Source organism: Geodermatophilus sp. TF02-6, from assembly GCF_003319115.1.
In the GTDB taxonomy this organism is placed as follows: Bacteria; Actinomycetota; Actinomycetes; order Mycobacteriales; family Geodermatophilaceae; genus Geodermatophilus.
In genome coordinates, this window is the sequence record NZ_QOHF01000006.1 from 134,411 (window position 1) to 146,894 (window position 12,484).

At 75.1% G+C, this 12,484-nt stretch carries 13 protein-coding genes, 1 pseudogene and 1 riboswitch; of the genes and pseudogenes, 5 read left to right on the forward strand and 9 right to left on the reverse strand.

From position 1 onward, the window contains the following. Positions 1 to 27 precede the first annotated feature (27 nt). On the reverse strand, positions 28 to 1,230 hold the full coding sequence (locus DQ238_RS07665) for an acyl-CoA desaturase (RefSeq protein ID WP_113780692.1): 1,203 nt from the start codon (positions 1,228 to 1,230) through the stop codon (positions 28 to 30). 44 nt (positions 1,231 to 1,274) lie between these two features. Continuing rightward, a complete protein-coding gene (locus tag DQ238_RS07670) occupies positions 1,275 to 2,411 on the reverse strand; it encodes a ferredoxin reductase (RefSeq protein ID WP_233495798.1) in 1,137 nt (378 codons plus the stop codon). Positions 2,412 to 2,479: 68 nt separating this feature from the next. Between DQ238_RS07670 and DQ238_RS07675 the strand changes: the two genes are divergently transcribed. Next, complete coding sequence (locus tag DQ238_RS07675; protein ID WP_113780694.1) at positions 2,480 to 3,667, forward strand: CdaR family transcriptional regulator; 1,188 nt, start codon at positions 2,480 to 2,482, stop codon at positions 3,665 to 3,667. A 146-nt stretch (positions 3,668 to 3,813) separates the two neighbouring features. Here the strand turns inward: DQ238_RS07675 and DQ238_RS07680 are convergent, their stop codons facing one another. After that, positions 3,814 to 4,419 carry a bifunctional 2-polyprenyl-6-hydroxyphenol methylase/3-demethylubiquinol 3-O-methyltransferase UbiG gene (locus DQ238_RS07680; RefSeq protein ID WP_113780695.1) on the reverse strand — a complete coding sequence of 202 codons (606 nt, stop codon included), beginning with the start codon at positions 4,417 to 4,419 and terminating at the stop codon, positions 3,814 to 3,816. A gap of 133 nt (positions 4,420 to 4,552) precedes the next feature. On the opposite strand from DQ238_RS07680, the gene DQ238_RS07685 reads away from it, so the two are divergent. Then, on the forward strand, positions 4,553 to 4,810 hold the full coding sequence (locus DQ238_RS07685) for a hypothetical protein (protein ID WP_113780696.1): 258 nt from the start codon (positions 4,553 to 4,555) through the stop codon (positions 4,808 to 4,810). On the opposite strand, the gene DQ238_RS07690 is transcribed toward DQ238_RS07685, so the two are convergent. Beyond that, complete coding sequence (locus DQ238_RS07690) at positions 4,776 to 6,152, reverse strand: DNA polymerase IV (protein WP_113780766.1); 1,377 nt, start codon at positions 6,150 to 6,152, stop codon at positions 4,776 to 4,778. The genes DQ238_RS07685 and DQ238_RS07690 overlap by 35 nt on opposite strands. Positions 6,153 to 6,352: 200 nt before the next feature. Here DQ238_RS07690 and DQ238_RS07695 point away from each other — a divergent pair, with 200 nt between their 5' ends. Together DQ238_RS07695 and DQ238_RS07700 are read left to right on the forward strand one after the other, a co-directional pair. Then, positions 6,353 to 7,438 (forward strand): SDR family oxidoreductase, encoded by a 1,086-nt coding sequence (locus DQ238_RS07695; RefSeq protein ID WP_113780697.1) that lies wholly within the window; start codon positions 6,353 to 6,355, stop codon positions 7,436 to 7,438. A gap of 215 nt (positions 7,439 to 7,653) precedes the next feature. Then, entirely contained in the window at positions 7,654 to 7,956 is a 303-nt protein-coding gene (locus DQ238_RS07700) for a hypothetical protein (RefSeq protein WP_113780698.1), read from the forward strand. Between the two features lie 131 nt (positions 7,957 to 8,087). Here DQ238_RS07700 and thiD read toward each other — a convergent pair whose 3' ends face one another. From thiD to DQ238_RS24340, 5 genes and pseudogenes are all read right to left on the reverse strand, one after another. After that, positions 8,088 to 8,903 carry a bifunctional hydroxymethylpyrimidine kinase/phosphomethylpyrimidine kinase gene (gene thiD / locus DQ238_RS07705; protein ID WP_113780699.1) on the reverse strand — a complete coding sequence of 272 codons (816 nt, stop codon included), beginning with the start codon at positions 8,901 to 8,903 and terminating at the stop codon, positions 8,088 to 8,090. Continuing rightward, positions 8,900 to 9,565: a thiamine phosphate synthase gene (thiE, locus tag DQ238_RS07710; protein WP_113780700.1), complete on the reverse strand. Its 666-nt coding sequence runs from the start codon at positions 9,563 to 9,565 to the stop codon at positions 8,900 to 8,902. Before thiE ends, thiD begins: the two co-directional genes overlap by 4 nt. After that, on the reverse strand, positions 9,562 to 10,350 hold the full coding sequence (thiM, locus tag DQ238_RS07715) for a hydroxyethylthiazole kinase (RefSeq protein ID WP_113780767.1): 789 nt from the start codon (positions 10,348 to 10,350) through the stop codon (positions 9,562 to 9,564). Before thiM ends, thiE begins: the two co-directional genes overlap by 4 nt. Further along, positions 10,342 to 10,441, reverse strand: a riboswitch (TPP riboswitch). It overlaps the preceding gene by 9 nt. 266 nt (positions 10,442 to 10,707) lie before the next feature. Beyond that, positions 10,708 to 11,133, reverse strand: a complete 426-nt coding sequence (locus DQ238_RS07720; protein WP_113780701.1) for a TA system VapC family ribonuclease toxin — start codon at positions 11,131 to 11,133, stop codon at positions 10,708 to 10,710. A gap of 121 nt (positions 11,134 to 11,254) precedes the next feature. After that, positions 11,255 to 11,341, reverse strand: a pseudogene (locus DQ238_RS24340) (hypothetical protein); the annotation flags it as partial. A gap of 78 nt (positions 11,342 to 11,419) precedes the next feature. Here DQ238_RS24340 and DQ238_RS07730 point away from each other — a divergent pair. Beyond that, positions 11,420 to 12,481, forward strand: coding sequence for an alpha/beta fold hydrolase (locus tag DQ238_RS07730; RefSeq protein ID WP_233495799.1), 1,062 nt, complete (start codon positions 11,420 to 11,422; stop codon positions 12,479 to 12,481). Positions 12,482 to 12,484 lie beyond the last annotated feature (3 nt).

Consider the following 12,484-nt stretch of genomic DNA (forward strand, 5'->3'; position numbering starts at 1 on the left):
GCCTCGGCCGTGTGCGGCGCCCGCCTCTCAGGCGGCGGCCATCTCCTTGAGCAGCCGGCGGCGCACCTTCGGCTTGCCGGTCGTGACCCGGTAGAGCGTGACCAGCTGGGATGGCAGGTTGCGGCGGTTGGTCTTCTCCAGCCAGCCGTTCGGCAGCGACAGCCGGATGATCTTGTGCCAGGCGGAGGCGACCTGCTTCGGCAGCGGCGCGGTGTGGTAATTCAGCCCGTACCGGTCGAACAGGTCGCGGATCTTCGGCGCGATCTGCGCGTACCGATTGCTCGGCAGGTCGGGGAACAGGTGGTGCTCGATCTGGTGCGACAGGTTCCCGGTCATGACGTGCATGGCCGCAGAGCCGGAGATGTTCGCCGAGCCCAGCATCTGGCGCAGGTACCACTCGCCGCGGGTCTCGCCGTCGATCGACTTCTTCTCGAAGGTCTCGACGCCCTCGGGGAAGTGCCCGCAGAGGATCACCGAGTTCGACCACAGGTTGCGCACCAGGTTGGCGACGAAGTTGGCCGCCAGGGTGGAGAGGAAGTTCGGCCCCGACAGCAGCGGGTGGACCAGGTAGTCCTTGCGCACCTGGCGACCGATCTTGCGCAGCACGGCCCTGGCGTCGGCCCGGAACTGCGGGTTGGACCGCCGCTCCTTGGTGGCCAGGTTGCCGGCGAGCTCGAGGTCGTAGGCGGCGATGCCGTACTCGAAGAAGCAGGCGTTGACGAAGCTCCACAGCGGCTGCCCGAGGTGCCACGGCTGCCACGGCTGGTCCTCGTCGACGCGCATGATGCCGTAGCCGAGGTCGTTGTCCTTGCCGACGACGTTCGTGTACGTGTGGTGCAGCTCGTTGTGCGAGTGCTTCCACTGCTCGGCCGGGCTGGCCATGTCCCACTCCCACGTCGTGGAGTGGATCTTCGGGTCGCGCATCCAGTCCCACTGGCCGTGCAGGATGTTGTGCCCGATCTCCATGTTCTCGAGGATCTTGGCGACCGAGAGGCCGATCGTCCCGAGGACCCAGGCGGGCGGGAAGCCGGAGGCGAGCAGGACGGCGCGGCTACCGAGCTCGATCTTGCGGTGGACGTCGATGACGCGGCGGATGTAGCGCGCGTCGGCCTCGCCCCGGGTGTCGATGACGCCCTGGCGGATCTCGTCGAGCTCCTTGCCGATGAGCTCGACGTCCTCGGGGGCGAGGTGTTCGATCGGGTTGACGTCCTTCTTCTGCAGCACGGTCACGCGGGCAGGCTCCTCGGGTCTCGGGATCGGGCTCGGTCGTCGGGTCAGTGGTCGATGGAGCAGGCGCCGGCGGCGGCGCTGATGCAGGTCTGCACGAGGACGCCGTCCCCCGGGACGGCGGTGGTGACCTCGCCGGTGCGCAGGTCGCGCACCGCGCCCTCGCGCAGGGGGAGCACGCAGCCGTAGCAGATGCCCATCCGGCAGCCGCTGGGCACGAGGACGCCGGCGGACTCGGCGGCGTCGAGGATCGGGGTCGCGCCGTCGGCCTCGAGCGTGGTGCCGGTCCCGGTGAAGGTGACCGTGCCGCCCTCGCCGGCCACCACCACGGTGGGGCGGAACCGCTCGGTGAACAGCCGGTCGGCGATGCCGGCCGCGGCCCAGTGCTCCTCCAGCGCCTCGAGCAGACCGACCGGGCCGCAGGCCCAGGTGGCGCGCTCGGCGAGGTCGGGGACGAGCGCGGCCAGGCCGGCCGGGTCGAGCAGCCCGGCGGTGTCGGTGTGCTGCTCCACCAGCCGGATCCGGCCGTCAGCGGCCAGTACCCGCAGCTCGGAGCCGAAGACGACGTCGTCCGCCGTCGGGGCCGAGTGGACGACGACCGTGTCGGCCCGGCTGTCGGACAGCTCCGGGTAGTTGCGCAGGATGCCCATGACGGGGGTGATGCCGGACCCGGCGGTGACGAACAGCGCCTTGGCCGGCAGCGGGCTGGGGAGGACGAACTCGCCGGCGGCCTGGTCGAGGTGGACCAGCGTGCCCGGCGTCGTCCGGTGCACCAGGTGGTTGCTGACTTTCCCGCCGGGGATGGCCTTGACCGTGATGCTGATGCAGCCGTCGGGACGGTCCAGCTGCGAGGTGAGCGAGTAGGCCCGCCACATGCGCACGCCGTCGACGTCGACGCCGATGCGCACCCACTGGCCGGGCACGTGGCGCTGCCAGTCGGCGCCGGGCCGGATGACCAGCGTGGCGGCGTCCCGCGTCTCCGGCTGCACCGCGACGATGCGCCCGCGCAGGTCGGCCCCGGCCCGCAGCGGGCTGACCATGTCGAGGTAGTCGGCGGGCAGCAGCGGGGTGGTGACGAGCTCGGCGAGGCGCCACGCCCGGTCGCGGAGCGCGGAGAGGGCCGGCCGAACCGGGGAAGGGCGCGGGACGGTCGCGGTCATGTCCTCGATGTTTCCCGGCGTCACGCGCAACCACCTGTGCTCAGGACGTGAACGTGAGTCCGGATACTGTCCCCTGCGAACAAGGAGGGGTGATGGCACCGGAGCAGGAGATGTTTCCGGCCGAGGTCGCGGCGGCCATGCGGGCCGAGCTGCCGGCGGTCGCCGAGCAGACCGTGGCGGCGATCGTGGTCGCGGTGCCCAGCTACACCGAGGCGTTCCGCGGTCCGATGGGCCGCAAGATCGAGAACGCCGTCCAGCTGGCCCTCGGCGGCTTCCTCGAGCTGGCGACCGCCAGCGGCGGGGCCGACGCCAGCCGGCCGGTCGGACCGGCCATCGAGGGCGCCTACTCCCTCGGCCGCGGGGAGGCGCGCAGCGGGCGGTCGATGGACGCGCTGCTGGCCGCCTACCGGGTGGGGGCGCGGGTGGCGTGGCGGCACCTGAGCGAGACCGCGGTGCGGGCCGGCATGCCCGCCGACTCGCTGGCCCGCTTCGCCGAGCTGGTCTTCGCCTACATCGACCAGCTGTCGGCCTCCAGCGTGGCCGGTCACGCCGACCACCTGGCCACCAGCGGGCGGGTGCGGCGGGAGCACCTGGAGCGGCTGGCCCACCTGCTGCTCACCGGAGGGTCGCCCTACGACCTGGTCGCCGCCGCCGAGCGGGCCGACTGGGCACCGCCGCGGACCCTCACCGCGGTGCTCCTACCCGAGGCCCGCGCCCGCGGTGCGCTCGCCGTGCTCGACGCCCGCACCCTGACGGCTGGCGAGGACCTGCCGGGCGCCGAGCCGACCACCGAGCGGGCGGTGCTGCTGGTCCCCGACGCGGAGGGGTTCGCCCGCGCGGCGCTGCTCAAGGCGCTGTCCGGGCGGGAGGCCGTCGTCGGGCCGCCGCGGCCGTGGCAGGAGGCACGCTCGTCGTACTCGCGGGCGCTGCGGGCGCTGCAGCTGGGCCTGCGGCCGGAGTGCGAGGCCGCCGTCGACACCGAGCAGCGGCTGGCCGACCTGGTGCTGCGGGCCGACGGCGACGCGCTGACCGATCTGCGCGCGCAGGTGCTCGCCCCCCTCGACGGGCTGGGTCCCGGGCCGCGGGAGAAGCTGGTGGAGACGCTGCGTGCGTGGCTGCTGCACCACGGCCGGCGGGAGAGGGTCGCCGCGGAGCTGTTCGTGCACCCGCAGACGGTGCGCTACCGGATGGGCCAGCTGCGCGACCTCTACGGCAAGCGGCTGGAGGACCCGCAGTACGTGCTGGAGCTCACCCTCGCGCTGGGCGCCCGGGAGCCCTGAGCGCCATCGCCGGGGGGGCCGACCGATCCGACCGAGACGATCGAGACGATCGAGACGATCATGGAGTTGTTGTCGATGACACGCGTCGACACGCCGAGCAGGCCGACGACAACCCCATGATCAACGTCGGGGGAGGGGGTCCTCACTCAGGCGGGGCGCAGGACCGCGACGAGGAAGTCCGACTCCGGGGTGAACGGCCGCAGGTCCCAGGTGGACAGCAGCAGGTCCGGCTCCCAGCCGGCAGCGCGGGCGTCGTCCAGGAACTCGTCGAAGGCGTACCCGCGGCCGGCGCCGAAGCCGATGGCCGCCCGCCCGTCGGCGGCCACGTGCGGGTGCAGCCGCCGCAGGACCAGGGCACGGGTCGACGGCGCCAAGAAGGTCATCACGTTGCCCGCGCAGACGATGGCGTCGAACGGGTCCGGGATCCCCAGCGCGGGCAGGTCGAGCTCGGCCAGGTCGCCGACGAGCCACCGGGGGCCGGGGTGGTCCTGCTCGGCCGCGGCGACGAGCACCGGGTCGACGTCCACCCCGACGACGTCGTGCCCCGCCCGGGCCAGCCAGCCGCCCACCCGGCCCGGGCCGCAGCCGGCGTCGAGCACCCGCGCGCCGCGGGGCAGCATCGCGTCGACCAGGCGCGCCTCGCCGGCCAGGTCGAACCCCCGGGCGGCGAGGTCCCGGAACCGCTGGACGTAGGCCGTCGAGTGGCCCGGGTCCCGCTGGGTCATCCGCACCCACGCGCTCTGCTCGACCATGCGCCCATGATCGCTGACCGGCGCGGATCTGCGAGGGAACCGGCATCCGGCGCCCAGCCCGGCCACAGGCTCGCGGCCCAGGGTCGGGGACCGAGCGGCCCCCCGGAGGTCGCCGCGACGCCAGGAGGCCACCGTGCAGACCACCCCGACCGGACGTCGGACCCGCCGTCAGCTGCGGGCACGCCCGCTTCCTCCCGACCTGGACGCCGACCTCGCCGTCCGGGTGGCCACGGCCGCCCTCGCCGAGCACCCCGGCGCCGTCGTCGACCGCGTCGAGGCCGACTCCGCCGACCTGTTCGCCGTTCACCTGGTGACCTGCTACGGCGACCGGGTGGTCGTCCAGGTCGACGGCGACCTCACCGTCCTGGGGTGGCTGGCGCTGGCCCGCTGACCCGCCACTCCGGCGGCCCGGCCGGGTGCAGGGCCGGGTCGCCGGAGGCCAGGGTGCGGACCGGCCCGGGTGGGGTCAGCGGGCCCTCGAAGCGCACCGTGACCCGCCCCAGGCCGCGGCCCCACACCCAGCCGGGGCCGAGCTCGTCGTGCCGGACGTCCTGCCCCGGCCACCACCGCGCCTCCGCCTGCGGCTCCGCCAGCTCCTCCGGCAGCTCCGGGGACACCGGGACGTCGACCACCGGCTCGTCGTCGGCGGCGAACAGGTCGCCCTGGGTGTAGGGCGACAGCCCGGAGACGCCGACGCCGAGCAGCCGCAGCCCGCCCCCGGTGCCCGCCTCGGCGAGCAGCCGCCGGGAGACCGCGGCGACGACCCGGGGGTCGTCGGTGGGCTGCGGCAGGGTCTGCGAGCGGGTGATCGTGGTGAAGTCGTAGCGGCGCATCTTGACCGTCACCGTCCGCCCGGACAGCGCCGCGGCGCGCAGCCGGCCGGCCACCCGCCCGGCCATGGAGTCGATCTCCCGGCCGAGGACGGCGAGGTCGGTGAGGTCGCGCGCGAAGGTCTCCTCCTGCGAGATGGACTTCGCCTCCCGCTCGGCGACCACCGGCCGGTCGTCCTCGGCGCGGGCCAGCGCGTACAGGCCGGCCCCGTGCGCCCGCCCGACCAGCGCCACCAGGTCGGGCAGCGACTTGGCGGCCAGGTCGGCGACCGTCGTCACCCCGACCTGGCGCAGCCGCTCGGCGGTCGCCGGCCCCACGCCGCCCAGCCGGGTCACCGGCAGCGGGTGCAGCACGTCCAGCTCGCTGCCCGGGGGGACGACGACCAGCCCGTCGGGCTTGTCCAGGTCGGAGGCGATCTTCGCCATGAGCTTCGAGCTGCCGACGCCGACCGATCCGGTCACCCCGCCGGTCGCTCCGGCGATCCGCACCTTCAGCGCGCGGGCCAGCGCCGTGACGCCGTCCACCGACAGATCGGAGCCGGGACCGGAGGGGAGGTCGACGGCCGCCAGGTCGACGTAGGCCTCGTCGATCGACACCGGCTCGACCAGCGGGGACAGCTCGCGCAGCAGCCCCATGACCACGTCGGAGGTGCGCCGGTAGGCGGCGAACCGGCCGCCGAGGAACGCCGTCCCCGGCGGGCAGCGCCGCCGCGCCTCCGCGGTGGACATCGCCGACCGCGCTCCGTGGGCCCGCGCCTCGTAGGACGCCGTGGCCACCACGCCGCGCCCGCCCACGCCGCCGACGACCACCGGCCGCCCGCGCAGCGACGGCTTGTCCCGCTGTTCGACCGCGGCGAAGAAGGCGTCGAGGTCCAGGTGCAGGATGCTCGCCTCCCGCCGCACGCCCACCCCTCCGCTCGACCCGCCGCCGTCCCCATTCTGCGGCCGGGGTCCGACGGGGCCGGGGCGACGCTCGGAGACCGCGGACACGGGTGCGGGACGACGCGCCGGGACGGCGGCCGGCCGTCGACGAGGCGATTGACGCCTCCCCGATCGGGCCCGGACCATCGGGAGCCCCTGCTCCCCAGCCTGAGGAGGAGACCATGGCCGGCACCGTTCTCGTCGCCGGGGCCAGCGGGCTGGTGGGCGCCGCGTGCGTCGACCGCTTCCTCGCCGACGGCTGGGACGTCGTCGCGGTGTCCCGCCGCCGGCCCGAGGTGGACAGCGACCGGCCGTTCGAGCACCTCGCGGTCGACCTGCGGGACGAGGCGGCGACCCGGACGGCGGTCGCGGGGCTGGCCGGCGTCACGCACCTGGTCTACGCCGCCGTGTACGAGAAGCCCGGGCTCATCCCGGGCTGGACCGAGCAGGACCAGATGGACACCAACCTGGCGATGCTGCGCAACCTGCTCGAGCCGCTGACCGGGGTGGCCGCCCTGCGGCACGTGACCCTGCTGCAGGGCACCAAGGCCTACGGCATCCACCTGCACCCGATGCGGGTGCCGGCGCGCGAGCGCCAGCCGCGCGACGAGCACGCCAACTTCTACTGGCTGCAGGAGGACCACCTCACCGACGAAGCGGCCGGCCGCTTCGACTGGACGATCATGCGCCCGCAGCTGGTCGTCGGGCCGAACACCGGCGTGGTGATGAACCTGCCGCCGGTGATCGGCGCCTTCGCCGCGATCTGCCGGGCCGAGGGCCGGCCGTTCGGCTTCCCCGGCGGGGTGCCCTACGTCTGGGAGGCCGTCGACACCCGGCTGGTGGCCGACGCCATCCGCTGGGCGGCCGAGGCGCCGGCGGCCGCCGGGCGGCACTTCAACCTGACCAACGGCGAGGTCTTCGAGTGGCGCGACCTGTGGCCGGCCCTGGCCGACGCGCTCGGCGTGCCCGCCGGGCCGGACGAGCCGCTCTCCCTGGCCGAGTTCCTCCCCGCGAAGGCCGACGTCTGGGACGGGGTCGTCGCCGAGCACGGCCTGCGCCCGATCGCCATGGCCGACCTGCTGGGCGAGTCGCACCACTACGCGGACTTCTGCTTCGCGTACGGCGCGACGCAGCCCCCGCCGCCCGCCTTCGTCAGCACGGTGGAGATCAAGCAGGCCGGCTTCTGCGGGGTGATGGACACCGAGGAGAGCTTCGTGCACTGGATCCGGGTGCTGCAGGACCGCCGCGTGCTCCCGCCCGCCCGCTGACCGCTGCCCGGCCGCGTCAGCCCGCCGGCAGGCGCCGCCACCCGCCGGTGATCGGCGCGGAGTGCGCTGCGCCGACCGGCGACGGTCCCCGGACCGGTTCCTGCCCACCCGGCCGACCGGCCGTCCTCCGTACGGGTGAGAGCGGGCGCCTCGTCGCTTGATCACCACCGCCCCTCCTGCGAGCGTCGGCGCGCACACCGACGGGGAGGAACTGCGTGGCGGTCGCGTTCCTCGTCGTGGGCGCGGTCGGCCTCGGCGTCCTCCTGCTCGCCCTGGTGGTCGGCGAGGTCGGCGAGTTCGGCCACGACGCCGACGGCCCGTTCTCCGTCCCGGCCCTCGCCGCGCGCCTGGGCGGGGTGGGCTTCGCTGGCGCCGCCGCGGCCACGCTGCTCCCCGACGACCTGCCGGACGCCGCCGCCGGGCTCCTGGCGCTGGGCGTCGGCCTGGCCGTCGCCGTCCCGCTGGCCTGGGGCGCGGTCCGGTCGGCAGACGGCGAAGGCACCACGCGGCCCAGTTGACCTGGACCGATCCTCCCGGGCATGGGAAGCGATACGTGCGTGTCGACGCCGAGAACGCAGGTATCGCTTCCCATGCCCGGGAGGGCCGGCGTCTGCCCGGGAGGGCCGGCGTCTGCCCGGGAGGGCCGGCGTCAGGCCGGCCAGATGCCGGCGAAGTGGTGCACCGGGCCGTGCCCGGAGCCGATCCCCAGCCCGGCCCCGGCGGCGAGCGCCTTCTGCAGGTAGTCCCGGGCCGGGTCCACGAGCCGCGCCCAGTCGTCGGTGCGCCCGCGCGCGGCCAGGGCGGCGAGGGACGAGGACAGCGTGCAGCCGGTGCCGTGCGTGGACGTCGTCACCACCCGCGGCCTTCGGGTGACCGTCACGCCGGCCGCGGTGGCCAGCACGTCGACGCTCTCCTCGCCGCCCAGGTGACCGCCCTTGAGCAGCACCGCCCGCGGGCCCAGCCCCAGCAGCGCGGTGGCCTGCTCGGGGAGCTCGTCGAGGTCGGTGGCGGCCGGCGCGTCGAGCAGCACCGCGGCCTCGGGCACGTTCGGCGTGACCAGGTCGGCCAGCGGCAGCAGGTCGGTGCGGACGGCGTCGACCGCGGCCTCGTCGATGAGCCGGTCGCCGCTGGTCGCCACCATCACCGGGTCGCAGACGACCGGACCGGCCGGGCGGTCGGCCAGCACGGCGGCCACCGCGCGGACCACCTCCGTGGTGCCCAGCATGCCGAGCTTGGTGGCGTGCACCTCGACGTCGTCGAGCAGGGTGTGCAACTGCTGGACGACGAACTGCGCCGGCACCGGGTGGACGCCGGTGACCCCGCGGGTGTTCTGCGCGGTGAGCGCGGTGAGCACCGCCGTCCCGTAGACGCCGAGCGCGCTGAAGGTCTTCAGGTCGGCCTGGATGCCGGCGCCGCCGCTGGGGTCGCTGCCGGCGACGGTCAGCGCGACCGGCACGCCGCTCACCGGGCCACCGCCGCCGGAGCGATCGCGGCGCGCAGGTCCCGGGCGGCCTGCTCGGGGTCGGACGCCGCGCAGATCGCGGAGACGACGCAGACGCCGTCCACCCCGGTCGCGGCCACCTCCGCCGCACGGGAGGCGTCGATTCCGCCGATCGCCACCGTGGTCAGCCCGCGGGCGCGGGCCACCTCGGCCAGCACGCGGACGCCGGCGGGGCCGAGGGCGGTCCCGGCGTCGGGTTTGGTCGGGGTCGTCCACACCGGGCCGATGCCGACCAGGTCGACGGTGCCCGCGGGCAGGGACAGCGCGACGTCCATCTCGGCCACCGAGGAGACGCTGAACCCCAGCAGCCGGTCGGGGCCGAGCAGCGCACGCACCTCGGCCGGGGGCAGGTCGTCCTGGCCGACGTGCACGCCGTCGGCACCGGCGATCAGCGCGACGTCCACCGCGTCGTTGACGACCACCGCGACGTCCGGCCGTTCGGCCAGCGCCGCCCGCACCGACCGGGTCAGGGCCAGCAGCTCCCGCCGGGAGGCGGTCTTGTCCCGCACCTGGACGGCGGTGACGCCGCCGGCCACGGCGGCGCGGACGACGTCGGCGACCGGGCGCGGCCGGGACAGCTCGGTGTCGGTGACCAGGTAGAGGGTCCAGTCGTCCGGGCGGCTCATCGGACGTCCGCCGCGGCCAGCGAGTCGCCGTCGAGGGCGTCGAGCGCGTCGAGCCAGGCCGGCGCGAACGTGCCCGGCCCGTCGGCGACGTCGGCGGCGACCTCGGCGGCCAGCGCGACGTGCGCGTGCGCGGCCACTGCTCCGGTCAGCGCGTCCCCGGTGACGGCCACGTAGGCCGCGACCAGGGCACCGAGCGCGCAGCCGGCGCCGGTGGTGCGGGTCAGCAGCGGCGATCCCCCGCCCACCCGGAGCGTCCGGCGTCCGTCGGTGACCAGGTCCACCTCGCCGCTGACCGCCACGACCCCGCCGGTGCGGGCGGCCAGCTCGGCGGCGGCCTTCGCCGCGTCCTCGGCGCTGTCCGTGCTGTCCACGCCCCGGCCGCCGCGGCCCGCCCCGGCCAGCGCCATCACCTCGGAGGCGTTGCCGCGCACCACGGTGGGCCGCAGCCCGACCAGCTCGGTGGCCAGCTCGGTGCGGTAGGCCAGCCCGCCGACGGCGACGGGGTCGAGCACCCACGGCGTCCCGGCGGCGCCGGCCGAGCGGGCGGCGATCCGCATCGCCTCGGCGGTGCGGGCGTGCACGGTGCCGACGTTGACCAGCACCGCGGAGGCGACCGCGGCGAAGTCGCCGGCCTCCTCGGGGGCGTCGACCATCGCCGGGGCGGCGCCGGCCGCGAGCAGGGCGTTGGCGGTGATCGTCTGCACCACGGTGTTGGTCAGGCAGTGCACCAGGGGGGTGCGTGCGGTCAGCGCCGCGCGGGCGGCGCGCAGGTCGACGGCTTCCACGGTCGGCATCCCTTCGCCAGTGCGAACTGGAGCAGGTTCGACGGGTGTGCTCTCAGTCCCCGACGGGAGGGGGACACCCCGTGCCACGTGCGACTGCGAACGTAACACCGACCGACCGGAGCGGCCGGGCCTGCCGTGATCATGGGGTCGTCGACGACACGCCGGGATCGGGCGGGGCGAGCGGCAACAACCCCGTGATCGACTCGGAGGAGGTGGTGGAGTCCCGGCGTCCTCGGTCCACGCCCAGCCCTGGCGCTCACGTTCCACGTGGAACCCGTGCTCGGCCAGCTCCGCCGGACGGGCGGGGACGACGCGCCCGGGCCGGCTCCCGCTGTCCGGGGCCGGCCGGGTGCGGTGTCAGCCGAGCGGATTGCTCCAGCGGACCCCGGGGAACAGCACGAAGTCGCTGTCCGCCGACGCGACCCCCAGCCCGTGTTCGATGGCGAGGGCGGCGAGCTGGGCGTCCGGCACGAGGTTGCCGGTGACGCCGGTGGTACGCAGCAGGCTGCCGAGGACGGCCGCGGTGCGTTCGGTGGCCGGCGGCACCCAGACGAGGTCGACGTCGAGCCAGTCGGCGACGAAGCTCCACGCCTGCTCTGCGGTCAGGGCGGGGCGGGCCACCCGCGGGTGGGTGGCGATGCGGACGAAGGCCCCGATCGTCTGCCACGGCAGGCCCACCCGGCTCGACCCGTTGAGCGTCTCCTCCCACCACACGCGCGCCCTGTCGTGCTGCGGTGCGGCCTCGCTGACCGCGTAGAGGAGCAGGTTCGCGTCGACGAGCATCAGCGCGCCTCGTCGAGCAGGTCGAGGACCTCGCCGACGTTCCGCACGTCCACCGTGAACTCGAGGGGGTCGTGCGCTGCCGGAGACGACGGGTCTCCCGGCGCGGGGCCAGCCCGGCGCGGGCCAGCCGGTTGACCGCCTCGCTGACCCCGAGGCCCTCCTCCCGATGGAGCCGTTCCACCGCCGCCACGACGTCGTCGTCGAGGTTGACCGTGGTCCGTACGCCCCGAGCCTACGTCGTGGTGCACGGCTGCACGCATCACGATGCTCGTGGTGGGATCGACGCATGACGGCGCACCCCGAGGAGCGGTTGCACGCCCGGACGCTGGGCGAGACCGGCCCGCGGGTGGTCTTCGTGCACGGCCTCTTCGGCCAGGGGAAGAACTGGACGACGATCGCTCGGGGGCTGGCCGGCGACCACCGGGTCACCCTGCTCGACCTGCCCAACCACGGTCACTCGCCGTGGACCGACCGGGTCGACTACGTGGACATGGCGCGCACGGTCGCCGCCGAGCTGCGCTCGCTCGGGGAGCCGGTCACCCTGGTCGGGCACTCGATGGGCGGCAAGGTGGCGCTGCAGGTCGCCCTGCGGCACCCGGAGCTGTTGCGCGCGCTGGTCGTCGTCGACATCGCCCCGACCGAGTACCCGGTGTCCGGTGGACGCACCGACGATCCGGACGAGGAGGCCTCTCCGTTCGCGGACTTCATCGCCGCGATGCGCGCCCTCGACCTCGGGTCGCTCGAGACCCGCGCGGACGCCGATGCCGCGCTGCGCGCCGCCGTCCCCAGCCGGATGGTGCGCTCCTTCCTGCTGCAGAGCCTGGTCCGGGACGACGTCGGCGGCGACGGCGGCTGGCGCTGGCGGCTGAACCTGGAGCTGCTCGCACGCGACCTGGGTGAGCTGCGCGGCTTCCCCGAGCCGCCGCCGGGCGCCCGCTACGACGGGCCGGTGCTGTGGATCGCCGGCGCGAACTCGCACTACGTGCTGCCGCAGGACCGCTCACGGATGGAGGAGCTGTGTCCCAACACCCGCCTGGTGCGGGTCAAGAACGCCGGCCACTGGGTGCACTCGGAGCAACCGGAGGTGTTCCTCGCGACGCTGCGGCACTTCCTCGACGCAGTCGAGCGACGGCACTTCCTCGACGCAGTCGAGCGACGGCACTTCCTCGACGCAGTCGAGCGACGGCACTTCCTCGACGCAGTCGAGCGACGGGATGGCCTCGACGCAGTCGAGCGACGGGATGGCCTCGACGCAGTCGAGCGACGGGATGGCCTCGACAGACTCGAGCGGCGGGACGGCCTCGACGCGGTCGAGCGGCGGGACGGCCTGGAGCGGGTGGAGTCCTGAGGG